The 22,371-nt window shown below is 68.3% G+C and carries 22 protein-coding genes; 10 read left to right on the forward strand and 12 right to left on the reverse strand.

Features of this window, described 5'->3' with window-relative positions:
• Positions 1-275: 275 nt before the first annotated feature.
• The 4 genes from DBV10_RS04515 to DBV10_RS04530 form a co-directional block, all read right to left on the reverse strand.
• Positions 276-1,472: a helix-turn-helix transcriptional regulator gene (locus DBV10_RS04515; RefSeq protein WP_124511062.1), complete on the reverse strand. Its 1,197-nt coding sequence runs from the start codon at positions 1,470-1,472 to the stop codon at positions 276-278.
• A 182-nt stretch (positions 1,473-1,654) separates the two neighbouring features.
• Entirely contained in the window at positions 1,655-2,317 is a 663-nt protein-coding gene (locus DBV10_RS04520; protein WP_124511064.1) for an ABC transporter ATP-binding protein, read from the reverse strand.
• The gene (miaA, locus tag DBV10_RS04525) at positions 2,314-3,324 is read right to left on the reverse strand and encodes a tRNA (adenosine(37)-N6)-dimethylallyltransferase MiaA (protein WP_124511066.1); all 1,011 of its coding nucleotides are present in this window, start codon (positions 3,322-3,324) and stop codon (positions 2,314-2,316) included. Before miaA ends, DBV10_RS04520 begins: the two co-directional genes overlap by 4 nt.
• Positions 3,311-4,555 (reverse strand): multidrug effflux MFS transporter, encoded by a 1,245-nt coding sequence (locus tag DBV10_RS04530; protein ID WP_124511067.1) that lies wholly within the window; start codon positions 4,553-4,555, stop codon positions 3,311-3,313. Before DBV10_RS04530 ends, miaA begins: the two co-directional genes overlap by 14 nt.
• A 195-nt stretch (positions 4,556-4,750) precedes the next feature.
• On the opposite strand from DBV10_RS04530, the gene DBV10_RS04535 reads away from it, so the two are divergent.
• Together DBV10_RS04535 and DBV10_RS04540 are read left to right on the forward strand one after the other, a co-directional pair.
• Positions 4,751-6,094, forward strand: a complete 1,344-nt coding sequence (locus tag DBV10_RS04535) for a serine hydrolase (RefSeq protein WP_233589801.1) — start codon at positions 4,751-4,753, stop codon at positions 6,092-6,094.
• Positions 6,095-6,393: 299 nt separating this feature from the next.
• Positions 6,394-7,554 (forward strand): glycerophosphodiester phosphodiesterase, encoded by a 1,161-nt coding sequence (locus tag DBV10_RS04540; protein WP_124511069.1) that lies wholly within the window; start codon positions 6,394-6,396, stop codon positions 7,552-7,554.
• Positions 7,555-7,761: 207 nt separating this feature from the next.
• Here DBV10_RS04540 and DBV10_RS04545 read toward each other — a convergent pair whose 3' ends face one another.
• Together DBV10_RS04545 and mutL are read right to left on the reverse strand one after the other, a co-directional pair.
• Positions 7,762-8,439, reverse strand: a complete 678-nt coding sequence (locus tag DBV10_RS04545; RefSeq protein ID WP_124511071.1) for a hypothetical protein — start codon at positions 8,437-8,439, stop codon at positions 7,762-7,764.
• Positions 8,440-8,519: 80 nt separating this feature from the next.
• The gene (mutL, locus tag DBV10_RS04550; protein WP_124511073.1) at positions 8,520-10,565 is read right to left on the reverse strand and encodes a DNA mismatch repair endonuclease MutL; all 2,046 of its coding nucleotides are present in this window, start codon (positions 10,563-10,565) and stop codon (positions 8,520-8,522) included.
• 95 nt (positions 10,566-10,660) lie between these two features.
• Here mutL and DBV10_RS04555 point away from each other — a divergent pair, with 95 nt between their 5' ends.
• Entirely contained in the window at positions 10,661-11,308 is a 648-nt protein-coding gene (locus tag DBV10_RS04555; RefSeq protein ID WP_124511074.1) for a DedA family protein, read from the forward strand.
• A 96-nt stretch (positions 11,309-11,404) separates the two neighbouring features.
• On the opposite strand, the gene DBV10_RS04560 is transcribed toward DBV10_RS04555, so the two are convergent.
• Positions 11,405-11,644, reverse strand: coding sequence for a glycine zipper 2TM domain-containing protein (locus DBV10_RS04560; protein WP_124511077.1), 240 nt, complete (start codon positions 11,642-11,644; stop codon positions 11,405-11,407).
• 292 nt (positions 11,645-11,936) lie between these two features.
• On the opposite strand from DBV10_RS04560, the gene DBV10_RS04565 reads away from it, so the two are divergent.
• On the forward strand, positions 11,937-13,733 hold the full coding sequence (locus DBV10_RS04565; RefSeq protein ID WP_124511079.1) for a methyl-accepting chemotaxis protein: 1,797 nt from the start codon (positions 11,937-11,939) through the stop codon (positions 13,731-13,733).
• A gap of 172 nt (positions 13,734-13,905) precedes the next feature.
• Positions 13,906-14,484, forward strand: a complete 579-nt coding sequence (locus DBV10_RS04570) for an NTP transferase domain-containing protein (RefSeq protein ID WP_124511081.1) — start codon at positions 13,906-13,908, stop codon at positions 14,482-14,484.
• 139 nt (positions 14,485-14,623) lie between these two features.
• On the opposite strand, the gene DBV10_RS04575 is transcribed toward DBV10_RS04570, so the two are convergent.
• Positions 14,624-15,154 (reverse strand): superoxide dismutase family protein, encoded by a 531-nt coding sequence (locus DBV10_RS04575; RefSeq protein WP_124511083.1) that lies wholly within the window; start codon positions 15,152-15,154, stop codon positions 14,624-14,626.
• 100 nt (positions 15,155-15,254) lie between these two features.
• Positions 15,255-15,848 carry a gamma-glutamylcyclotransferase gene (locus DBV10_RS04580; protein WP_124511085.1) on the reverse strand — a complete coding sequence of 198 codons (594 nt, stop codon included), beginning with the start codon at positions 15,846-15,848 and terminating at the stop codon, positions 15,255-15,257.
• Between the two features lie 110 nt (positions 15,849-15,958).
• Between DBV10_RS04580 and DBV10_RS04585 the strand changes: the two genes are divergently transcribed.
• Positions 15,959-16,483 (forward strand): OmpA family protein, encoded by a 525-nt coding sequence (locus tag DBV10_RS04585; RefSeq protein ID WP_124511087.1) that lies wholly within the window; start codon positions 15,959-15,961, stop codon positions 16,481-16,483.
• Positions 16,484-16,606: 123 nt separating this feature from the next.
• Here the strand turns inward: DBV10_RS04585 and gloA are convergent, their stop codons facing one another.
• The gene (gloA, locus tag DBV10_RS04590) at positions 16,607-17,020 is read right to left on the reverse strand and encodes a lactoylglutathione lyase (protein WP_124511089.1); all 414 of its coding nucleotides are present in this window, start codon (positions 17,018-17,020) and stop codon (positions 16,607-16,609) included.
• Positions 17,017-17,568: a PaaI family thioesterase gene (locus DBV10_RS04595; protein ID WP_124511091.1), complete on the reverse strand. Its 552-nt coding sequence runs from the start codon at positions 17,566-17,568 to the stop codon at positions 17,017-17,019. Before DBV10_RS04595 ends, gloA begins: the two co-directional genes overlap by 4 nt.
• Positions 17,569-17,641: 73 nt before the next feature.
• Between DBV10_RS04595 and DBV10_RS04600 the strand changes: the two genes are divergently transcribed.
• From DBV10_RS04600 to DBV10_RS04615, 4 genes are read left to right on the forward strand one after another with little or no spacing between them, the layout of a single operon-like run.
• A complete protein-coding gene (locus tag DBV10_RS04600; RefSeq protein ID WP_124511093.1) occupies positions 17,642-18,142 on the forward strand; it encodes a MarR family winged helix-turn-helix transcriptional regulator in 501 nt (166 codons plus the stop codon).
• On the forward strand, positions 18,132-19,394 hold the full coding sequence (locus tag DBV10_RS04605; RefSeq protein ID WP_124511095.1) for an MFS transporter: 1,263 nt from the start codon (positions 18,132-18,134) through the stop codon (positions 19,392-19,394). Before DBV10_RS04600 ends, DBV10_RS04605 begins: the two co-directional genes overlap by 11 nt.
• 41 nt (positions 19,395-19,435) lie before the next feature.
• Complete coding sequence (locus DBV10_RS04610) at positions 19,436-19,945, forward strand: MaoC family dehydratase (RefSeq protein WP_124511097.1); 510 nt, start codon at positions 19,436-19,438, stop codon at positions 19,943-19,945.
• On the forward strand, positions 19,942-21,375 hold the full coding sequence (locus DBV10_RS04615) for an MATE family efflux transporter (RefSeq protein WP_124511099.1): 1,434 nt from the start codon (positions 19,942-19,944) through the stop codon (positions 21,373-21,375). The genes DBV10_RS04610 and DBV10_RS04615 overlap by 4 nt, the downstream gene beginning before the upstream one ends.
• 104 nt (positions 21,376-21,479) lie before the next feature.
• Here DBV10_RS04615 and DBV10_RS04620 read toward each other — a convergent pair whose 3' ends face one another.
• Positions 21,480-22,292, reverse strand: a complete 813-nt coding sequence (locus DBV10_RS04620; RefSeq protein WP_124511101.1) for an SDR family NAD(P)-dependent oxidoreductase — start codon at positions 22,290-22,292, stop codon at positions 21,480-21,482.
• Positions 22,293-22,371: the final 79 nt, after the last annotated feature.

Consider the following 22,371-nt stretch of genomic DNA (forward strand, 5'->3'; position numbering starts at 1 on the left):
CCACGCCCAGCATCACGGCCACCACCGCCGCCGCGCTGCGCCAGGGGTGGTGGCGCAGGTCCTGCCAGGAGAAGGTGCGGAGCAGCGCGAGCATGGGTTGCATTGTGGCGGCTGGTGTGTGGCGCAGCGCCGCTGGTGCATGGCGGTTCAGGGGTATGCCGGTGCTTTGTGCTTCTGCGGGTTTGCAGGTCCAACCACGACCCCGCGTGGGGCACGAACGGTTTTACATTTTTTGAATGCTGGCCGGTATCAACTCCGAAGCACGCGCGGGTGCTTCAGGGCATGGCCATTGCTATCTCGGCCCGCTGCAGCATGGCGGGGCCGGTGAGCACGGCGCGCACAAAATCGGTCTGGCGCCCCACGCCCGCCTTGGTCGCGATGGTGCGGAACTGGCTGCGCACGGTGTGAATGGACACCGACTGTTGATCGGCATATTCCTGCAGCGACAAGCCATTGACCAGCCCCTGGGCCAGGCGGGCTTCGGCGGGCGTGAGGCCGTACAGGCTGCGCAGCACGCCTTCCAGCGACTGCAGCGCGCTCGCGGGGTTGCTGATGAAGACGGCACCACAGGCATGGGCACCGAAGGGCTCGGACCAATGCGGCAGCGGCGCCACCATCACATGCAGCTCGCTGCCCGTCAGGCTGCGCAGCCGCATGCCGGTGCCCGCGTGCATGGGCGCGCCGGTGGGTGTGGACACCACCGCCCGCATGGCGGCCTGCAGGCGCTGGTCGTCTGCGTGCTGCATGGCATGCAGGCCATCGCGTTCATGGATGCACAGCAGCCCGCTGGCCTGGGCCAGCGTGTGCGCGCGGCCATTGGCATGCAGCAGGCTGGCGCCTTCGCCCAGCAGCACCACGCCCATGGGCAGGCTTTCCATCACCGAGAGCGAGGCATGCGCCAGGGCCTCGGCGCGGTGCAGGCGCCTGTGCAGCGCAAAGGCCGTCTGCAGGTGCGGCACCAGCGACTGCAGCCGCAGTTCCTCGTCGGCCGTGTAGGGGCCACAGCGCTTGCTGCGCACGGCCGTGACGTTGAAAGAACGGTGCCTGCGTTTTTCGACCACCGCAGCCAGCGTGTAGAACAGGTCGAGCGGACGCAGCCAGTCGCAATGCCATTCGGTGCGCGGCAAATGTTTGTCCGGATAGAACTTGGACCCATTGACGATGCAGCCTTCGTGGTGCAGGCGCTCATCCTGCGTCCAGACATTGGTGCGGCAGTAATGGGCCGCAAAGCTTGCCATGGCGTCGTCACCCACCCCATGGTGGGCCGCGAGCGAGGTCGAGCCCCCCGTCACCTCCACCGAACCGTCTGAAAAATCCTGGCCAAAGATGATCGTGGCCTGCGACGAGAACTCGGCTGCAAAACGCGCCAGGAACTCCTGCCAGCGCCGGGCGTCCAGCGCGGCGTCATAGACGCTGCGGATCAGGCCTGGCATTCCGATGTCGTTGTGGGCGTAAGTCGGTAGCGTGGTCATGGGTCCTCGTTCCGGGGGCGATCGGGCCGTGCAGTCTTGCAAATCATACGTTTGGGGGATGCCAAGGACAACACGAATGGATACAAAGGTGCTGTGTTCCTGGTGGGACTGCCGCATCCGGGGTGCGCGGGGGCAACCCGTGTACCCCGGCTGTTGTGCCGTTACAGGCCTGGCAGGGGGCTTCAGTGGCTGGCGATGCCGCCGGCCGTGAGCCGCAGCACCCGGTCCGCCCGGGCCGCCGCCGCATCCGAATGCGTGACCAGCACCAGCGATGCCCCCTGCTCGCGCGTCTGCGCCAGCAGCAGGTCCATCACGCGCGCGGCGGTGGTGGGGTCGAGGTTGCCGGTGGGCTCGTCGGCCAGCAGCAGGGCGGGGCGGTGCACCAGGGCGCGGGCAATGGCCACGCGCTGCAGCTGGCCGCCGCTGAGCTGTTGCGGCAGCCGCGCGCTGAAGGCCTCCAGGCCCACGGCGGCCAGCATGTGCTGCACGCGCTGCATGTGCGCTGGGCCGTTCTGGCCCAGCAGCATCAGCGGCAGGGCCACGTTTTGCGCCACGTCCAGGTGCGGCAGCACGTGGAAGGCCTGGAACACAAAGCCCACATGGGCGCGGCGCCACAGCGCGCGCTGTGTGTCGTCCAGTTGGCCCAGGTCCGTGGCGCCGTGGGTGATGGTGCCCGTGTCCCAGGTATCGAGGCCCGCCAGGCAGTTGAGCAGGGTGGACTTGCCCACGCCCGAATCGCCCACGATGGCCACGAACTCGCCGGGCGCCACCGTGAACTGCACATGGGCAAACACCGGCGTGCTGCCGTAGTGCTTGCCCAGGCCGTCCACGCGCAGCAGGGTCATGAGGGGGCGCGCTGCGCGAGCCGTTGCAGCACGGCCTGCACCAGCTGGGCCACGGCGTGGGGGTGGTCGCAGGCCACGGCGTGGCGCGCGGGCATGCTGCGCAGCCAAGTGATCTGGCGCTTGGCCAGCTGGCGCGTGGCGGCAATGCCGCGTTCGCGCAGCAGGCCCATGTTCATGGGGCGGCCGGGCGCTTGCGCGGCCAGAAAGTCCAGCTCGTCCCACACCTGGCGGTAGCCCACGCAGCGCATCGAGGGCAGGTCGGGGTGCAGGTCGCCGCGCGCGCGCAGGGCCTGCACTTCGTCGATGAAGCCACCGGCCAGCATGGCGTCAAAACGCTGGGCAATGCGCGCGTGCAGCCAGGCCCGGTCATCGGGTTCCAAGGAAAAAAGGGCGCTATCGCTGGCTGGTAAAGCGCTACCAGCTCCTTTTTTTGTAGTGTGAAAGCTCGACAGCGGCTGGCCCGACACATGCCACACCTCCAGAGCGCGCTGGATGCGCTGGCTGTCGCCGGGCGCCAGGCGGGCGGCCGTGACCGGGTCCACCTGCGCCAGCTCGGCGTGCAGGGCGGGCCAGCCCTGTTCGGCCGCCTGGGCCTCGATCTTTGCGCGCACTTCGGGGTCGGCGGCGGGCATGTCGTCGATGCCGTCGAACAGCGCCTTGAAGTACAGCATGGTGCCGCCCACCAGCAGCGGCAGCGCGCCGCGTGCGCGGATCTCGGCGATGAGGCGGGTGGCGTCCTGCACGAACTCGGCCGCGCTGTAGGCCTGCAACGGGTCGCGGATGTCGATGAGGTGGTGGGGCACAAACGCGCGCTCGTCCCGCGTGGGCTTGGCCGTGCCAATGTCCATGCCCCGGTACACCAGGGCCGAATCCACGCTGATGATCTCCACCGGCTGGCCCTGTTTGCCCAGCACGGCGGCCAGGGCCAGGGCGCCGGCGGTTTTGCCCGACGCGGTAGGGCCCGCCAGGGCGATGGCGGGAAGGGGGTGGGGGTCAGGCGTGCTCACGGGCGGCTCCAAACTTCTGCACCAGCGTCCACGAGATCAGCGCCAGCACCACCGACCAGAACCAGATGCCATTGACCAGCGGCCACACCGTGCCATCGAGCCGCAGGCCCAGCCAGCCGCCAATGGCAAAGGCCGCCAGCATCATCATGAAACCGTTGAGCGCGGATGCCACGCCCGCCGCCTGCGGAAACGGCCCCACGGCACCGCTTTGCCCGCAAGGCTGGTGGATGCCATGGCCCACCATGAACAGGTAAAACGGCAGCAGCAGGGCCCAGGGATGGTGCCAGCCCATCCAGGCCACCAGCGCCATCAGCGTGCCGCCGGCCACGCTCAGTGCGCCTGCGATGGCCACCGTGCGCTGCAGGCCGTGGCGGGCCAGCAGGCTGCGGCACAGAAAGGTGCCGCCAAAGTAGGCCGCGCAGGCCGAGGCCATGGTCCCGCCGTACTGCGTGCGCGTGAGGCCCAGCACGTCGATGTAGACAAACGAGGACGCGGCCAGAAAGGTGAACAGCCCGCCGTAGGTGGCCGTGGTTTGCAGCGAAAACGCCCAGAAGGTGGGGTTCTTCAGCACCTGCATCCAGGTGCCGGCCAGCGCGCGCGGCTGCAGGGCGCGGGGGTTGCGCTGTGCCAGCGTCTCGGGCATGCGCAGGGCCACCACGGCCAGCGTGACCACGGCGTACACCGTGAGCGCGAGCAGCGCCGCGCGCCAGCCCAGCCATTCGCTGAGCAGGCCGCCCAGGGGCGCGCAGATGCAGGCCACCAGCCCCAAGCCCGTGAGCGCCTTGGACATGGCGCGTGCACCTTCGAGCGGCGTATACAGGTCGCGCACGATGGCGCGTGCGCACATCACCACCGCGCCCATGGCCGCACCCTGGGCAATGCGCCACACGATCAGCAGCGCCATCGTGGGCGCGAACGCGCTGCCCAGCGAGGCCACGGTGTAGATGGCCAGGCCCGCCAGCAGCACGGGGCGGCGGCCAAACCGGTCCGACAGCGGCCCCCACACCATCTGCGAGCAGCCAAACGCCAGCAGCAGGCCGCTGAGCGTGAGCTGCGCTGCCGACAGCGGTGCGCCCAGGCTGCGCGTGAGCGCGGGCAGGGCGGGCAGGTACAGGTCGGTGGTGACGGGCTGGATGGACAGCAGCAGGGCCAGCACCAGAATGGCCAGGCCGGGATGGATCGAGACAGGGGCGGTGGCCGCTGGCATAGCGGTGGCGGAGGGGGCAGACATATCTGTCTGAGCGTACCAGAAGGGGCATGGGCGTCGTGCTGGCCGGGGGCTTGTGAGAAACCGTGCGCATTCGTGTGCGTGGCGCGTCGCGCGTGCGACAGGGGGCGGGGCTGGGGGCACTGCACCATGGTGGTGCGGATGGCCAGGCCCAGGCCGCCGCGCAACAACACAACACTACAAACCAGGAGACATCCCATGCACAAGATCGCAACCCCCCGGGGGGCCCAGGGCTGGCGCCCCGCCCTGGCCACCAAGCTGCGCAGCGCGTTGGCGCTGGCCGCACTGGGCACCGCCCTGGCCGCCCAGGCCCAGGCCCCCGCACTGCCCGCGCCGGAGAGCGTGGCGCTGGACAAGCTGGGCTACATGACCACCTTCCCGCCCGAGGGCGCGCAGCGTGTGGACCTGAGCAATTCCTTCAAATACCCGCAGATGCGCTGGGCGCTGCAGCACCTGCGCGAACTGCAGCCCACGCACAACATCCGCCGGGGCAGCGCCGCGCCCTCGCCCCTGCCTGCGGACCCCAAGCCCCTGGGCAGCGTGGTGTTTGACGATGACAAGGGCCAGCCCATCACCGTGGACCAGTGGCTCACCCGCACCTACACCGATGCGCTGGTGGTGATGCACAAGGGCCGCGTGGTGTACGAGCGCTACGACAACCAGATGCAGCCGCACACGCCGCACCTGCTGTTCTCGGTCACCAAGTCGTTCACCGGCCTCATGGCCGCACAGCTGGCGCACGAGGGCAAGATCGACCCCAACGCGCTGGTGACCAAGTACGTGCCCGAGCTGGCCGACTCGGCCTGGGGCGACATGAAGGTGCGCGAGGTGATGGACATGACGGGCGCCGTGCGCTTCCGCGAGGTCTATACCGACCCCACCACCGAGATTTTTGGCTACAGCTGGTCCAGCGGCATGCTGCCGCGCCCGCCGGGCTACCAGGGGCCGACCAACGTGTACGACTTCCTCAAGACCCTGAAGAAGGAAGGCGAACATGGCGCGGGCTTTGTGTACCGCACCGTGCATTCCGAGGTGCTCGGCTGGATTGTTTCGCGCGCCACCGGCAAGCACTGGGCCGAGCTGATGAGCGACAACGTCTGGCAGAAGCTGGGCATGGAAGAGGACGCCCATGTGATGGTGGACAGCGTGGGCACGCCGCTGCAGGGCGCGGGGCTCAACGCCACGGCGCGCGACCTGGCGCGGTTTGGCGAAATGCTGCGCCTGGGCGGCAGCTACAACGGCCAGAAGATCTTTGACAAGGCCGTGATCGACGATACCGCCAAGGGCGGCGACCGCGAGAAGTTCAAGATGGGCGGCATGGCGTTCCGCCCCGGGTACAGCTACCGCAACCAGTGGTGGGTGCTGCACAACGCCGATGGCGCCTGGGAGGCTGCGGGCATCCACGGCCAGTTCATCCATGTGAACCCCGCCGCCGAGATGGTGGTGATCAAGCTCTCGTCGCACCCGGTGGCGGGCGCGGGCTTTACCCACCCGCTCACGCTCAAGGCCTGGGCGGCGCTGGCGCAGGCCGTGCGGCGCTGAAAAGGCGGGGCCGGGGCGGGCGGAGGCCAACCCTCCGCTCGCCCATCCCCACGCGCCCGGAACTTGCCGGACTGCACGGCCTGGGCCATGGCGCGCTGCAGCATCGAATGATGTTCAAAAGTTGTACGTTTTGGCCCCTGTCTATGCACAATGGCCGGGCGTGTGGCGGGTGGGGTGCCACATGTTGGTGCGTCTGGTGGGTGGTGTGACACCGTCACCAGTGCGCAAGGCGGGCGTCACAGCCTTGTCACAAGGCGCGCCCACAGTTCGGCGGTTCACAACATAACGAGGAGAAGAACATGCACATTTCTGGTGCGAAGTGGGGAGTGCTGGCCGTGGCGGCCATGCTGGCGGCTTGTGGTGGCAACGACTACCCCTATCCCACGCTCAACGGCGCCAAGCCGTTGGTGATTGGCCACCGGGGCACGGCCGGCTACCGGCCCGACCACACCCTGGAGGGCTACAAGCTGGCCATCGACCTGGGGGCCGATTTCATCGAGCCTGACCTCGTCGCCACCAAGGACGGCGTGCTGGTGGCCCGCCACGAGCCCAACATCACCGGCACCACCGACGTGTCCACCCGCCCCGAATTTGCCAGCCGCAAGACCAAGAAGGTGGTGGATGGCGTGGAGGAAGAGGGCTGGTTCGTCAGCGACTTCACGCTTGCCGAAATCAAGACCCTGCGCGCCGTGCAGCCCCTGTCGGACCGCGACCAGTCGTACAACGGCAAGTTCCAGATCCCCACCCTCGAAGAGGTGCTGGACCTGGCCCAGTCCGAAGGCGCCAAGGCCGGCCGCACCGTGGGCGTGTACCCCGAGACCAAGCACCCCACCTTCCATGCCAAGCTGGGCCTGCCGCTGGAAGACCGGCTGCTGGCCATCCTGGCCAAGTACGGCTACACCACCAAGGCCTCGCCGGTCATCGTGCAGTCGTTCGAGGTCTCCAACCTCAAGTACCTGCGCACCAAGACCCAGGTGCGCCTGGTGCAGCTGGTGGATGCAGACGACGTGAACCCCGATGGCACCATGTCGCTGGTGGCCCCGTACGACAAACCCTACGACTTTGCCGTGGCCGGTGATGCGCGCACCTTCGCCAGCCTGCTCACGCCGGCGGGCCTGAAAGAGGTCAAGACCTATGCCGACGGCATCGGCCCCTGGAAGCCCTACCTCATCCCCTCCAAGCAGGTGGATGCCAACAAGGACGGCAAGCCCGACGACCTCAATGGCGACGGCAAGATCGACGAACGCGACCGCGTGATGATGGCCCCCACCGACGTGGTGAAGAACGCCCACGCCGAAGGCCTGTTCGTGCATGCCTACACCTTCCGCAACGAAGCCAAGCGCCTGGCCTCGGACTACAAGGGCGACCCCAAGGCCGAGTACAAGCTGTTCTTCAACCTGGGCGTGGACGGCGTGTTCAGCGACTTTGCCGACACGGCCAAGGCGGCGCGGGACAACTGATCGATCTGCCGACGCGCTGCCACCAGCCACGGCCCGGCGCCTGGCTGGAACCACAAAGCCCGCTGTTGCGGGCTTTGTGCTTGGTGGGGCAAGGCGGGCCAAGGAACCCCGTTCGCCTGTCGAAGGGCTTGTGCACAGGTGCGCCCTGGCTTCGGCATTCGACAGGTTCAGCCCGCACGGGACTGGATGGTGGAGCGCGATCCCGTGTCAAAACCCCAGCGCAAACCCCACGCTCAGCAAGGTGTGCCCTTGCTGCCGGCCCACCGTGGCGTCGATCTGCCGGCCGGGGGCCCATTCCCACCGCACACCGGTCTGGAAGGTGGGCGCGCTGTGCTGGGTGCCGAACGCCTCCAGGTGCGGGGTGATCGCGCCCCAGCTGTGCTCCACGGAGGCGCCCCAGGTGGCCCGCCAGGATTGCCCGCGCTCCCGCTGGCTGCCCAGGTTGGCGTTGACCACCCCCCAGGGTGCGGCGCAGGTGCCGATGAGATTGAGTGCCACTGCGCTGCCTGCGTTTTGTCCGGGGTTCTGGCGCCGGTGGACGATGCCGGCGCTGCTGCCCGCGTTGCAGCCCCGCTCCTGCGCAGGGCCCCACAGCCACTTGACCTGCAGGCCCTGCAGGGTGTGGCGTTCACCCCGGTCGCGGGCCAGCACCGCGCCCAGCTCCAGCCCCGCGATGGGGGTGAACGCTGGGGCTGCGTAGAACGTGCCGGGTTGGCCGCGTGGGCCCTCCCACCACACCTCGATGTGGCCGTGGCCCACTTCGTCCACGCCGGCGTCGTCCACCGACAGGGGGCGGCCCGCAAGGGCTGGCCCGGCCAGGCACAGGGCGGTGGTGGTGGCCGCCAGCAGGCGCAGGGGGGAGATGGATCCGAGGGGCTTCGTCATGGTGCGGGCCGGTGATCGTGGGCAATGGCTGGAGGTCGGGGGGCTCTGGCTGTGTCGCAGGCGATGGCGGTGCGGCCCCGCTAGCGCCCGCGCAAAAACAGCGCATCCAGCTCCCGCATCGACAGCTGGCGCCAGGTGGGGCGGCCGTGGTTGCACTGGTCGGAGCGGTCGGTGGTCTCCATCTGGCGCAGCAGGGCGTTCATCTCGCCCTCGGTGAGCCGGCGGTTGGCGCGCACCGCGCCGTGGCAGGCCATGGTGCCCAGGATCTCGCTCTGCGCGCGCTGCACCACGGTGGTGGCGTCGTGCGCGGCCAGCTCGGCCAGCACGCTGCGGGCCAGCTCCACCGCGTCGCCAAATCCTTGCGCCGTTGCCAGCGTGGCAGGCACGGCGCGCACGGCCAGCGTTTTGGGCGAGAAGGGCACGACCTCCAGGCCCAGCATGTCCAGCACGTCCACCGACGCCTCGGCCGTGGCCACTTCCTCGGGGGTGGCGGCGAAGGTGGCGGGGATCAAGAGGGGCTGGCTGGCGATGCGCGCGCCGCTGTCCACCTGGGATTTCAGGCGCTCGTACACGATGCGCTCGTGGGCGGCATGCATGTCCACGATGACCATGCCCTGGGCGTTCTCGGCCAGGATGTACACGCCATGGATCTGGGCCACGGCACGGCCCAGGGGCCAGGCCACCTCGGGGCCCTCGCGGCCCACCGGGGTGGCGGGCAGGGCCGGGGCTGCGCCTTGGGTGGGGGGCGTGGTGGCGATGGTTGCCGGCCCGGCCCCCGCCGCTGTGGAGTGCTGGACCGACGGTGCCCACAGCCCGCCCACTTCGGCCGCTGCGGCAGCCGCAGGTGGGGCGGCGGTCGCATCGCGCGGCCCCCACAGTGCCTGCAGGTCGGCCACATGGTGGCCACGCTCTTCAAATCTGATAGCTGATTGCGCTTGCCAGTTGTGCGCTGGGGGCTGTTTTGGCTTGAAGTCCTGGGCGCTGCCGGGGGTGTCGTGGGTGCCGGGGGCAACGGCCGCAGCGCCATCGCTGGCTGCTGCAGCGGCCGCCAATGCGGCGGCGCGGGGCGCGGCCAGCGCGTTCTCTACCGCGTGGCGCACGGCCTGGTGCACTTCGCGGCTGTCGCGAAAGCGCACCTCGATCTTGGTGGGGTGCACGTTCACGTCCACGCGGGCCGGGTCGATCTCCACATACAGCGCATACACGGGCTGCTTGTGGCCGTGCAGCACGTCTTCGTAGGCGCTGCGCGCGGCATGGGTGAGCACCTTGTCGCGCACGAAGCGGCCATTGACGTAGCAATACTGGTGGTCGGCGCGCGAGCGGGCGGCGTCGGGCAGGCCGGCGCGGCCGGTGACGACCACCGGGCCCACGCGGTGCTGCACGGCGACGGACTGGGTGACGAAGTCTTCGCCCAGCACGTCCGAGAGGCGGCGCGCCAGCGCGTCCTGCACATCGCCGCCTTGGCCGGGCACGAAGGTGGCGCGCCACTGCTCCACCAGCTTGCCCTCGTGCCAGATGGCAAAGCCCACGTCGGGCCGCGCCAGCGCATGGCGGCGCACGGACTCGATGCAGTGCGCGAGTTCGGTGGCGTCGGTCTTGAGGAACTTGCGGCGCGCGGGGGTGGAGAAGAACAGCTCCTTCACCTCCACCGTGGTGCCGGTGTTGCGCGCGGCGGGGCGCAGTTCGCCACTGCGGGCATCCAGCAAAAAGGCGCTGGCCTGCGCGGCCGGGCGCGAGAGCAGGGCCATCTCCGACACCGATGCAATGGCCGCCAGCGCCTCGCCCCGAAAGCCCATGGTGGCCACGGTTTCCAGGTCGTTCAGGTTGGTGATCTTGCTGGTGGCATGGCGGCGCAGGGCCACGGGCAATTCGTCCTGCGGAATGCCGCCGCCGTCGTCCTCCACCGTGATCAGCCGCACGCCGCCTGCCGACAGGCGCACGGTGATCTGCGTGGAGCCGGCGTCGAGCGCGTTGTCCACCAGTTCGCGCACCACCGAGGCGGGGCGCTCCACCACCTCGCCCGCAGCGATCTGGCTGATCAGCTCGTCGGGCAGGTCGCGGATGGGGCGGCGGGCGGTGGAGGGCGCGGGCTGGGCCGCTGCGAGGGAGGCGGTGGTGTCGTTCACCCGGTCAATTTTAGGTCCGCGCGGCGCGCAGGGGCTTTGGCGAACGCGTCTTGCGCGCTGGGGATAATGCCCGCTGCTTTTTTCACCCCCTGCCCATGGAACTTGTCACTTTTCTCATCGACTTCATCCTGCATGTGGACAAGTACCTCGAAGCCTTTGTGCAGGCCTACGGGCCCTGGGTGTACGCGCTGCTGTTCCTGATCGTGTTTGTGGAAACCGGTGTGGTGGTCATGCCGTTCCTGCCTGGCGATTCGCTGCTGTTCATCGTGGGTGCGCTGTGCGGGGCGGGCATGATGAGCTTTCCGCTGGCCTGCGCCGTCCTCATCGCTGCGGCCATCCTGGGCGACCAGTGCAACTACTCGATTGGCCGGTTTTTTGGGCCCAAGGTGTTCCAGTGGGAGGACTCCCGCTGGTTCAACCGCCGTGCGTTCGATCAGGCGCATGCGTTTTATGAGCGCTATGGCGGCATCACCATCGTCATTGCGCGCTTCATGCCCTTCATCCGCACCTTTGCGCCCTTTGTGGCGGGTGTGGCCGAGATGGGCCGCGCCAAGTTCACGGCCTTCAACGTGGGCGGCGCCCTGCTGTGGGTGCTGGGCATTTGCACGGCGGGCTACTTCTTTGGCAACTTTGCCTGGGTCAAGGAGAACCTGGACAAGATCATCTGGGCGATGATTTTCGTTCCGGGCCTGATCGCCATCTTCGGCGCCTGGCGCGCGGGGCGGCAGGCCAGGGCGGCCTGAAGCTTCGGCGGTTTACTATCAAAAAAAGAGCTGCAAGCGCCTGGTGGGTGGTGCTTGCAGCTCTTTTTTATGCCCTTGCGGGTTGCCCGGTGCCGGTTAGCGGCGACGGGGGGCGCGCCGGTCGCGGTCCTCGCCGATTTCGTGGCCGATGAGGGCGCCGGCCGCCGCGCCGCCGATGGTGCCCACCGGCCCGCCAAAGATGACGTTGCCGGCCACACCGCCGACCACGGCGCCCACCCCGGTGCCAACCTGGGCGCGTGACGGGTTGGACGCGCAGCCGCCCAGTGCCAGGGTGGCCGCGCAGGTGGTGGCGAGAAGGATGTGACGGATTTTCATGGTGCGGGTCCTTGCTGGATGGATATGCGAAATGCAGGCCGCGAGGTTCGGCCCATGCTGGCACTGTGGGCGCTCGGGCGCGCTGCCGGTGTAGGCGGCCTGGGCGGCAGGCTGTAGGACAGGCGGCCGCCGTGGCGCAGCGCGAGCGCCTTGTGTCCTTTGTGCTCCGGCCTTTGTTTTTCCTCGGTTTGGAGTCGATGGTTAGGGTTTACGTTGCCGTGGCAGCTGTTGCCAAGCGCGTGGCGCAGGCAGATCATTTCTTTGTCATACACAACTTACGCAAGGACACACCATGGACCCACATGCACAGCAGCCGCAGGCCGGCCGGGCAGGCCTGGGGACGCAGTTCACGGTGGCGCAGCAGATCGGGCTCATCGTGGGGGTGGCCGTTTTGGCGCTGGTGGTGGTTCTGGCGCTGAGCCTGGTGCGCGTGCAGCACCTGGGCAATACGGTGGACCAGCTGGCCTCCGAGCAGGTCGAGCGGCTGCAACTGGCCCTGCGCTGGCGCAGCAACATCGCTGTTAACGCCACGCGCGTGTTTGCCATCGCGCAGACCGATGGCGACGACCTGCAGAACTACTTCAAGGACATGATGGCGGCCACCACGGCCGACACCACCACGGTGCAAAAGCGCTACACCGAGCTGGAGCACAGCCCCGAGGGCTTGCGCATCCAGGAAGAACTGGCGACCGTGCGCAAGAGCTACCTGGAAACCCGCGACAAGGCCCTGGCCCTCAAGAAGGCGGGGGACATGGCGCAGGCCAAGGGCTATGCGCTGGGCAGCTTTGCCCCGGTGGCGGACAAGTACAACGCCGTGGCCGACAAGATGGTGGCCTACCAGGTCCAGCGCTCGGCCGAGCAGGCCTCCGAGGCGGCGGAGCTCATCCGTTCGTACCGCACCACCGTGCTGGTGGCCGGCGTGGCGGGCCTGGCGCTGCTGGGGCTGCTGTCGTGGGTGGTGGCGCAGCGCATTCGCCGCTCCCTGGCCGAGGTGGCCTCGGTGGCGCAGCGCATTGGCGAGGGCGACCTGTCGCAACCCATCCAGGCCCAGGGGCGCGGCGAGGTGGCGCAGATGATGCGGGCGATGGAGGGCATGCAGACCTCGCTGGTGCGCATCGTGGGCGATGTGCGCCAGAGCAGCGACAGCATTGCCACCGGCTCCAGTGAAATCGCCACGGGCAATGCCGACCTGAGCCAGCGCACGGAAGAGCAGGCCAGCAACCTGCAGCAGACGGCGGCGTCGATGGAGCAGATCACCAGCACCGTCAAAAACAACTCCGACACCGCGCAGCGCGCGGCGGTGCTGGCGGGCTCGGCATCGGCAGCGGCCGTCAAGGGCGGCGAGGTGGTGGGCCAGGTGGTGGCCACCATGCAGGACATCGCGGCGGCCTCGAAAAAGATCACCGACATCATCGCGGTGATCGACGGCATTGCGTTCCAGACCAACATCCTGGCGCTCAACGCCGCCGTGGAAGCGGCACGGGCCGGCGAACAGGGCCGGGGCTTCGCGGTGGTCGCGGGCGAGGTACGCACCCTGGCGCAGCGCAGTGCAGCTGCGGCCAAAGAAATCAAGGAGTTGATCACCGACAGCGTCAACCGGGTCGAGCAGGGCTCCGCCCTGGTGGACAAGGCAGGCACCACCATGCACGAGGTGGTCACCAGCATCCGCCGGGTGACGGACATCATGGCCGAGATCAGCGCCGCCAGCCGCGAGCAGAGCGAGGGCGTGGGGCAGATCGGCGAGGCGGTGCAGAACATGGACCATGTCACGCAGCAAAACGCGGCGCTGGTCGAGCAGATGGCAGCGGCGGCGGGCAGCCTCAACACCCAGGCGGCGGACCTGGTGCAGACCGTGTCCGTTTTCAAGATTGACAGCCGTGCCGCTGATGCACCCTTCCTTGCAAGCGCCCCCATGCCCGCCCCCCGGCCCCCCGCAGCCAAGGCAGTGCTGCGCAAGCCGGTGGCCGTGCCGCAAAGCAAAAAGCCCGCAGCAGCGCCGCAGGCCACGCTGGGCCATGCTGCGCCGGCCAAAGCGGCCCCTTCTTCGGCTTCTTCAAAATCCGGTGATGACGACTGGGCGTCGTTTTGATGGCGGCGTGACCGGCCGGTAGCGCCACGGGGGCAAACGCCCTCCACGTGCACGGGCGGGGCTCCGGGTACGCAGCAAGGGGCTGGTGGCTGCCTAGAATGGCTGCGCTGCGTGCTGCGCAGCCATGTCCATTTCCTGCACAAGCCCAGCCGTCTTTCTCTTTCTGCTTCCCATGCCTTTTCATTTTCCGGCTCCGGTCGTCCTGGTGCTGGCCTCGGGCCGGGGCGTGCGCTTTGCCGCGTCGGGCGGCACCGTGCACAAACTGCGTGCGCCACTGGCAGGCCGGGCCGTGCTGGAGCACACGCTGGCCGCCGTGCGCGCCAGTGGCTTGCCCTGGCACCTGGAAGACCTCGGCCGCCCCGGCATGGGGGACTCGATCGCGGCGGCGGTGCATGCCACGGCAGGCGCGCCCGGCTGGCTGGTGCTGCCCGGGGATCTGCCGCTGGTTCGCCCCGAAACCCTGCGCGCGCTGGCTGACGCGCTGACGGCGTCGGGCTGCGCCGTGGTGGTGCCGGAGCACCAGGGCGAGCGGGGCCATCCCGTGGGGTTCGGGGCCGAATGCCTTCAGGCTTTGCAAGCCCTCACCGGCGAGCATGGTGCGGCCAGCGTGGTGCGCCAATATGCGCAGCAGGGCAGGAGGGTGCTGCGGGTGCGGGTGGAAGACGAAGGCACGGTGACCGATGTGGACACCGTGCAGGACCTGGAGCGCGCCGAGCGCATCCTGGCGGCCCGTTACCCTGAGAGCGGCTAACAAAACTCTTCTGGTGTCGCTGCCGCGCCTTGTCGTACTGCGCGCACTGCCTGTGACGCAGCGCCTGGCCAGAACCGCTTCGCTGAGTTGTGTCGGCCGCTCTCAATGCGGTGGGCGCATCCGCCCGCGACAGAGCAGATTACTTGCTGGCCGTGATCACCGCGCAGGCCAGGCGTGGGCCAGCGTTGCCCGTGGGTTGGGTCTTGTAGTCGTCGGGGTCGCGGTGAACGATCAGGCCCTTGCCGACGATGTCGGTGGTGGGGCCTGCCACGCTGACGCTGCGCGACACAAAGCTGAAGGCTGCCACGCCGTACTTGTCCGCCTTGAGGCTGGGCAGGTCGCCCGTGTGGTGTTCGCCCGCGCCGTGGGGGCCATGCGGCTTGGCCGTGGGGTTGAAGTGCCCGCCCGTGCTCATGCCGTCGCCACTGGAGCAGTCGCCTTTTTCATGGATGTGGAAGCCGTGTTCGGAGTCCGGCTTGAGGCCACGGACCTCGCCCGACACCTGCACCCCGTCGCCGGTCTGGACAAAAGTCACGGTGCCGCTGGTGGTGTTGCCACGGGTGGGCTCCAGCTTGGCGGTGGCACGGTTGCCAGACAGGTGCGACGCACAGCCCACCAGCGCCACAGCGGCCAGGGACGACAGGGCAAAAGCAAAACGGATCTTCTTCATGGCTCTAACTCCTCCTGATGAATAAAAGAACGCGGTATTGAAACCGGTGCAAAGGCGCAGTCTCGCGACCTGCGGCCTGTGCGTCCAGCAAAAGTGTGCACTATGCCTCTTTTTGGGCCAGCGCAATCAGCCGGGCAAGGGCCCGGTCGTGGATGCCATGGCGGCGCAGCTCGTCGTAGGTGGCCTGCGCGTAGTCCCGCGTGGTGCCATAGCGGCCGCAGGCCTCTTCAAAAATGCGGCGGTACTCCTGGTCGGGCAGCTCGCCCGTGTGGTTGGGGCTTTTGCGCGACAGGGTAAAGGCCAGGCCATTCACCAGGCCCAGGGGCGTGTGGCAGGCCAGCCAGCGCGGGTCGTACACGGCGGTGACCATCTCGCGCTGCCACAGGTTGACGAGCACCTGGCGGGCCTGCGCCTTGTCCACCCGGAACACCATGCCCCGGCAACTGCCGCCCGAGAGCATGCCGAACACCAGGCCCGGGCACTCGGGCGTTCCCCGGTTGATGCGGCTCCACATCTTGAGCGCCCGGTGCCAGCCGTGCACGGTGGCAGGGCGGCGCTCTGCGTAGTCGAAATCCGGGCGCCAGATGAGCGAGCCATAGCCAAAGATCCACAGGTCCTGGTGGCCACCCCATTCCTTGAGGGCTCGCTCCAGCATGGGGGCCGGATCGCGAAGGGGCGCGGGGAAATTCGTCATGGGAGCACTCTACAATCGAAAGCTTTGTTCCGCACGCCGGGGCCGAAACTGCGGGGTTCCGCAGCGGCCATGCCCGCTTTTTTGTCCATCCATCACTCTGGGGATTTTCAATGTCTAGTTCTGACGACGATAGCCAACAACGTTTTGCCCTTGGTTTCCTGTTTGCGCTGATTGCGCTGGTGGTCTCGGCCGTGGTGGGCACCGTGGTGGTCAAGCGCGTCAGCGCCCCGGCGGCCGCCAAGCCTGCCGCCGTGGCCAGCAGTGCGCCGGCCGCTGAAGCCGCCCCCGCCGCCGTGGCCGACGAAGCCAGCGTGCGTGTGGAAAACGGCGTGGTGAAGTTCTACTTTTCCACCGCCAAGGCCGACCTGGCCGGAGGTGCCAGCGAAGCCCTGGCCGACGTGGTCAAGGGTGTGGCCGAAGGCAAGAAGGCCGTGGTCTCGGGCTTCCACGACGCCACGGGCGACGCCGCCCTGAACGCCGAGCTGGCCAAGCAGCGCGCCTTTGCCGTGCGCGATGCCCTCAAGGCCCTGGGCGTGGCCGAAGACAAGATCGAGCTGAAGAAGCCCGAAGAAACCACGGCCAGCGGTAGCAACGCCGAAGCCCGCCGCGTGGAAGTGGCCCTGGGCGCACAGTAATCGCTGTTCCGCCTCCCAATAAAAAACCCGGCAATGCCGGGTTTTTTATTGGGTAAATAATGCCAAAAATGCCGTTTCCGCTTGCCCATCAAGCCCAAGTAGCTATATTTTTGATAGTGCCCATCAGCGCAAGCCTGTGCCCCCCGAGCCCTCGGCGCGCTGGATCAGCTCGATCTTGTAGCCGTCCGGGTCCGTCACAAACGCGATCACCGTGCTGCCGCCTTTGACCGGGCCCGCTTCGCGCGTCACGTTGCCGCCAGACGCCTTGATCTTTTCGCACGCCGCATACGCATCCGGCACACCCAGGGCGAAGTGGCCGTAGGCAGTGCCCATCTCGTAGCTTTCCACGCCCCAGTTGTAGGTCAGCTCGATCTCGGCCTGGCCGGGGTTGCCGCCTTCGAAGCCCAGAAACGCCAGCGAGTACTTGTACTCGGGGTTTTCGGACTGGCGCAGCAGTTGCATGCCCAGCACCTCTGTGTAGAAATCAATCGAGCGTTGAAGGTTGCCAACGCGCAGCATCGTGTGGAGGAATTTCATCCCTTCGATTGTGCAGGCAGATCAAAGACCAAGCAGGTGGTGGTGGCGTGGGCATACAGCGTGCCGTCCGGCCCCACCAGGCGCGCCTCGGCCGTAGCCAGTTGGCGTCCGCAGTGGATCACGCGGCCTTCGGCACGCACGCGCTGCACCTTGGGGGTGAGGGCCTTGACCAGGTTGATGCCCAGCTCGGCGGTGGTGTAGCCCCGGCCGGGCTCCATGCGCGTGTGCACGGCGCAGCCCAGGGCCGAGTCGAGCAAGGTGGCAAACCAGCCCCCGTGCACGGTACCCATGGGGTTGAAATGCTCCACGCCCGGCGTGCCCTGGAAGATGGCCGTGCCTTCGCCCACTTCCACGATCAGAAAGTCCAGCGTCTTGGCAATAGCGGCATAAGGCAGTTCGCCGCGGAGCATGGCCTGCATCTGCTGCAGGCCGTTCAGGTGGGCGATCTGCTCGCGCCGGGCCACGCCCGGGCCGGGGCCTGCGTCCAGCGTGGCGAGGATGTCGCGCTCCTGGGCCAGCCAGTGTTCGAGGTGGTTGTATTGGGTCATGGGGATTCCTGGTTGCAATAGGGGTTGAAATGGATGACTTGCATATGCAATTATTGCAGATACAATCAAACCCATGCAAGCCGATACCTCCACCTTGGAGCCTGTTGCTCCACCCCTTGCCACGGCAGTGCCGCAGGGCTGCACCAATTTCAAACTGCGCCAGCTGATGCGCCGCGTGGCCACCCATTACGACGTGGAGATGGCCCGGTGCGGGCTCAAGACCACGCAGTATTCGCTGCTGTCGCATGTGCTCAAGCTCGGCCCGATCCGCCCCAGCGATCTGGCAGCCGCCATGAAGATGGATGCATCCACCCTCACACGCAACCTGCGCCCACTGGTGGATGCCGGCTGGGTGACGCTGGAGGCGGGCGCCGATGCACGCAGCCGCCTGGTGCACATCACCGATGCCGGCCGCGAGAAGCGGGTCGAGGCCCAGCGCCACTGGAAGGCGGCGCAGCTGGCCCTGAACGACGCCCTGGGCGCAGAACGCGTGGTGGCGCTGCATGCGCTGGTGGACGATTCACTGGCCTTGCTGGCCGCACTGCCCACCCAGGAGGCTGGCCATGACGACTGACACCCGGCCCATCCAAACCAGGTCGGCGACGCCCACCCTCGCACTGGGGCTGGTTCTGTTGGCGGCCGCAGGAACCTTTGCGCTCACCATGGGCACGCGCCAGACCATGGGCCTGTTTCTGTCGGCGCTGAACACCTCCACCGCGCTGGGCCTTGGCAGCATCAGCCTGGCGTTTGCGTTCGGCCAACTGTGGTGGGGCCTCACCCAGCCGTTCGCGGGCGCGGTGGCCGACCGCATCGGCACCGGCCGCGTCATTCTGCTGGGCGTGCTGTTGGTGGCGTTGGGCACTTTCATCACCCCCTACATGACCAGCACCGCCGGGCTGATTTTTGCCATCGGCGTGCTGGCGGCGGGCGGCGCGGGCATGGCCGGCCCGTCGGTGCTGATGGCGGCCACGGCGCGCCTGGTGCCAGCGCACAAGCGGGGCCTTGCCAGCGGCATCGTCAACGCGGGCGGCTCGTTCGGGCAGTTCATCATGGCGCCGGTTGCCATCAGCCTGACGGCCGCCCTGGGCTGGGCCAGCGCCATGCAGTGGCTGGGTGTGATGGTGCTGCTGGCGCTGCCAGCGGCGTGGCTGCTCAAGGGCAATTCCCAGGCCTTGGCGGCGCAGGCCGCCGCCGCATCGGGCCAGAAGGCGCTGAGCGCCCGCGAGGCCATTGCCCAGGCGCTGGCCACCCCCAGCTACCGCTATCTGGCGGCAGGCTTTTTGGTGTGTGGTTTCCACGTGGCGTTCCTGGCCACCCATCTGCCGGGCGTGATCGCCGCCTGCGGGCTGCCCCCCGAGGTGGGCGGCTGGGCGCTGGCCGTGATCGGGCTGTTCAACATCGTCGGCAGCCTGGCCATGGGCTGGGCCGTGGGGCGCTGGCGCATGAAGTCGCTGCTGGCGCTGCTGTATGCCACGCGCGGCATCGCGGTGCTGGTCTTCCTGCTGGCCCCCAAGACACCGGCCGTGGTGATGGTGTTTGCCGCCGTGATGGGCGTGACCTTTCTGTCCACCGTGCCGCCCACGGTCGGCCTCGTCGCCAAGATGTTTGGCACGGCCAACATGGCGATGTTGTTCGGCATCGTGATGCTCTCGCACCAGATCGGCGGTTTCCTGGGCGCCTACCTGGGCGGCAGCGTGTTCCAGGCCACGGGCAGCTACGACTGGGTCTGGTACATCGACATTGCGCTGGCCGCCGGGGCCGCGCTGGTGAACCTGCCCATCCGCGAGGCGCCACTGCCGCGCAGCACAGCGCCTGCGGCGGCCTGATCCTCCAACGCATCTTTCTTCGACATCGAAAGCAACCTGCCATGACCTCCCCCCTGGCGGCAGCCGCCGCATTGCCCGAACCCACTTCACCGCTGTACCTGGACGACATGGCCGTAGGCGACCGCTACACCAGCGGCGAACACGCGATGGACGAGGCCCAGATCAAGGCGTTTGCCGCCCAGTTCGATCCGCAGCCCTTCCACCTGGACGATGCTGCAGGCCGCGCCACGCTGTTTGGCGGGCTGGCCGCCAGCGGCTGGCACACGGCGTCCCTCACCATGCGGCTGCAGGTGACCACGGGCCTGCCGATTGCGGGCGGCATCATCGGCGCCGGGGCTGAGATCAGCTGGCCCCGGCCCACCCGCGCCAGCGACGTGCTGCATGTGGTGAGCGAGGTGCTGGAGATCCAGCCCTCCCGGTCCAAACCCGACCGGGGCATGGTCACGGTGCGCAGCGAAACCCGCAACCAGCATGGCGACGTGCTGCAGCTTTCCACCGTGCGCATCGTGGTGCCACGGCGGCCCGCCGCAGCGGAAGGGGCCGCCTCATGAGCGCCGCCGCTGCCGCCGCGCCCGCCGCCAAGGCGCTGGACCCGCGCACGCGCCTGTTGCTGGAGGCGCCCATTGCGCCCACCTTGCTGCGCCTGGCCCTGCCCAATGTGCTGGTCATGCTGGCCCAGGCCGGCGTGGGCCTGATCGAAACCTATTTTGTGGGCCAGCTGGGCACCGACGCGCTGGCGGGCATGGCACTGGTGTTCCCGGTGGTCATGCTCATGCAGATGACCTCGGCAGGGGCCATGGGCGGCGGGATTGCGTCGGCCATCGCACGCGCGCTGGGGGCGCAAAGGCGCGGCGATGCCGATGCGCTGGTGCTGCACGCGCTGGCCATCGCAGCAGTGTTTGCGCTGCTCTTCACCGTGGGCGTGGTGGGAGGAGGGCGCTGGCTCTACACCCGCATGGGCGGCACGGGCGCGGCGCTGGAGGCCGCGCTGGTCTATTCCCACTGGGTGTTTGCGGGCGCGGTGCTGGTCTGGCTGTTCAACACCCTCTCGGCCGTGATACGCGGCACGGGCAACATGGCGGTGCCGGCCTATGTGACGGTGCTCGGCGCCTTGGTCCTGGTGCCGCTCTCGCCCTTGTTCATCTTCGGCTGGGGGCCGCTGCCAGGCATGGGCATTGCGGGCGGCGCGCTGGCGCTGATGGCGTATTACGCGGTGGGCAGCGCGGTGCTGGCGGCCTACCTGTGGTCGCCGCGCAGCCTGCTGCGGCCATCGCTGGCCCACATTCGCTTTCGCTGGGCGCTGTTCAAGGACATCCTGCGCGTGGGCCTGGTGGGCACGGTGTCCACGGTCGCCACCAACCTCGCGATTGGCGTGACGACGGCGCTGGTGGGCGGCTTCGGCACGGCGGCCATCGCGGGCTACGGCACGGCGTCGCGGCTGGAGTACCTGCTGGTGCCGCTGGTGTTCGGCCTGGGGGCGCCCCTGGTGGCCATGGTGGGCACCTGCATCGGCGCAGGCCAACGCGAACGCGCCCTGCGCGCCACCTGGATCGGCGCCGCCATGGCCTTTGCCATGGCCGAGGCCATCGGGCTCTGGGCAGCCGCCTATCCGGCCACCTGGCTGGGCCTGTTCAACAACGACCCGGCCATGCTGGAGTCCGGCACGCTGTACCTGCGCACGGTGGGGCCGCTGTATGGCTTCTTTGGCCTGGGCCTGGTGCTGTACTTTGCCTCGCAAGGGGCAGGGCGCCTGATGTGGCCGGTGATCGGCAACATCGCCCGGCTGGCAGTGGCCGTGGCGGGTGGCTGGCTGGCCTTGCGCTGGGGCGGTGGGTTGCAGGCCGTGTTTGCCGCGCAGGGCGGGGCGCTGGTGCTTTATGGCGTGGTCAACGCCTGGGCGATCGCAGGCGGCGCCTGGTTTGGCCCGGTGGGCTGGCCGCGCAGCATGTCGGGGCTGCTCAGCCGCGCGCAGCAGGCCTAGAGAAGCAGGTTGAAATGGCCGCTAGCGCTTGATGGACAAGCGCTATAAGCTATCAAATATGAAGCAATCCGCAGGGCGCCCGTACCATTGCAGGGTGGGGCAGGCTACACCGGCACGGTGTAGTTCAGCGTCATGCGGCCGCCGTCCACCGTCACGATTTCGCCGGTGACGTAGCTGGCCGCGTCGCTGGCCAGCCAGGCCACCACGTCGGCGATCTCCGAGGGCTCGCCCAGGCGCTTCATGGGCGTGCGGCTCATGATCTTGCTCTTGGCCTCGTCGCTGGTCAGCACGGCCTTGGCGGCCAGCTCGGTGGCGATGGTGCCGGGCGCTACCGCGTTCACGCGGATGTTCCTGTCGGCCAGGGCCAGGGCCATGACGCGGGTGAGCTGGTTCACGCCGCCCTTGCTCACGTTGTAGCTGGAGATGCTGGGTATGGCCAGCACACCATTGACCGAGCTCATGTTGACGATGGCGCCGCCGCCACGACCGCCGTTCTGTGCCGCCATGGCCCGCGCCACCGCCTGGCCCACCAGGAAGGCGCCCTTGAGGTTGACCCGCAGCACGGCATCAAAGTCCGCCTCGGTCACCTCCAGGAAATCCGCCGCGCGGAAGATGCCCGCGTTGTTCACCAGCACGTCGATGCGGCCATGGGCTGCGAGCACCTGGGCCACCAACGCGTCCACCTGCGCCTTGTCGCCCACATCGCAACGGACATACAGCGCCCCCAGCTCCTGGGCCAGCGCCTGGCCGCGTGCATCGTCCACATCCACGACCACGGGCTTGGCGCCTTCGGCCGCAAAACGGCGCACGCAGGCTTCACCAATGCCTTGCGCACCGCCCGTGACGATGCAAACGCGGCCTTGGTGGCCGAAGTGGACGGAAGACGGAAGGGAGGGGGCAGGGCGTGGAGGGTTCATGGGCGTGAATGGTAGCGGTTGGGGGAGGAGGGCCGCGCCGGAAACGCAGCAGTTTTGCGCTGCTGCCAGCGCGTGAACA

Source organism: Acidovorax sp. FJL06 (assembly GCF_003852545.1).
Taxonomy (GTDB): domain Bacteria; phylum Pseudomonadota; class Gammaproteobacteria; order Burkholderiales; family Burkholderiaceae_C; genus Acidovorax.

Excerpts from the sequence above, each read along its gene's own strand:
- DBV10_RS04530 (WP_124511067.1), bottom strand. The coding sequence starts at position 4,555 with ATGTCTGCCCCCTCCGCCACCGCTATGCCAGCGGCCACCGCCCCTGTC.
- DBV10_RS04570 (WP_124511081.1), top strand. The coding sequence starts at position 13,906 with ATGCCTTTTCATTTTCCGGCTCCGGTCGTCCTGGTGCTGGCCTCGGGC.
- DBV10_RS04560 (WP_124511077.1), bottom strand. The coding sequence starts at position 11,644 with ATGAAAATCCGTCACATCCTTCTCGCCACCACCTGCGCGGCCACCCTG.
- DBV10_RS04565 (WP_124511079.1), top strand. The coding sequence starts at position 11,937 with ATGGACCCACATGCACAGCAGCCGCAGGCCGGCCGGGCAGGCCTGGGG.
- DBV10_RS04615 (WP_124511099.1), top strand. The coding sequence starts at position 19,942 with ATGAGCGCCGCCGCTGCCGCCGCGCCCGCCGCCAAGGCGCTGGACCCG.
- DBV10_RS04575 (WP_124511083.1), bottom strand. The coding sequence starts at position 15,154 with ATGAAGAAGATCCGTTTTGCTTTTGCCCTGTCGTCCCTGGCCGCTGTG.
- DBV10_RS04515 (WP_124511062.1), bottom strand. The coding sequence starts at position 1,472 with ATGACCACGCTACCGACTTACGCCCACAACGACATCGGAATGCCAGGC.
- DBV10_RS04620 (WP_124511101.1), bottom strand. The coding sequence starts at position 22,292 with ATGAACCCTCCACGCCCTGCCCCCTCCCTTCCGTCTTCCGTCCACTTC.
- DBV10_RS04535 (WP_233589801.1), top strand. The coding sequence starts at position 4,751 with ATGCACAAGATCGCAACCCCCCGGGGGGCCCAGGGCTGGCGCCCCGCC.
- DBV10_RS04545 (WP_124511071.1), bottom strand. The coding sequence starts at position 8,439 with ATGACGAAGCCCCTCGGATCCATCTCCCCCCTGCGCCTGCTGGCGGCC.
- DBV10_RS04555 (WP_124511074.1), top strand. The coding sequence starts at position 10,661 with ATGGAACTTGTCACTTTTCTCATCGACTTCATCCTGCATGTGGACAAG.
- DBV10_RS04585 (WP_124511087.1), top strand. The coding sequence starts at position 15,959 with ATGTCTAGTTCTGACGACGATAGCCAACAACGTTTTGCCCTTGGTTTC.
- DBV10_RS04600 (WP_124511093.1), top strand. The coding sequence starts at position 17,642 with ATGCAAGCCGATACCTCCACCTTGGAGCCTGTTGCTCCACCCCTTGCC.
- DBV10_RS04595 (WP_124511091.1), bottom strand. The coding sequence starts at position 17,568 with ATGACCCAATACAACCACCTCGAACACTGGCTGGCCCAGGAGCGCGAC.
- DBV10_RS04605 (WP_124511095.1), top strand. The coding sequence starts at position 18,132 with ATGACGACTGACACCCGGCCCATCCAAACCAGGTCGGCGACGCCCACC.
- DBV10_RS04580 (WP_124511085.1), bottom strand. The coding sequence starts at position 15,848 with ATGACGAATTTCCCCGCGCCCCTTCGCGATCCGGCCCCCATGCTGGAG.
- DBV10_RS04540 (WP_124511069.1), top strand. The coding sequence starts at position 6,394 with ATGCACATTTCTGGTGCGAAGTGGGGAGTGCTGGCCGTGGCGGCCATG.
- DBV10_RS04610 (WP_124511097.1), top strand. The coding sequence starts at position 19,436 with ATGACCTCCCCCCTGGCGGCAGCCGCCGCATTGCCCGAACCCACTTCA.
- DBV10_RS04520 (WP_124511064.1), bottom strand. The coding sequence starts at position 2,317 with ATGACCCTGCTGCGCGTGGACGGCCTGGGCAAGCACTACGGCAGCACG.
- gloA (WP_124511089.1), bottom strand. The coding sequence starts at position 17,020 with ATGAAATTCCTCCACACGATGCTGCGCGTTGGCAACCTTCAACGCTCG.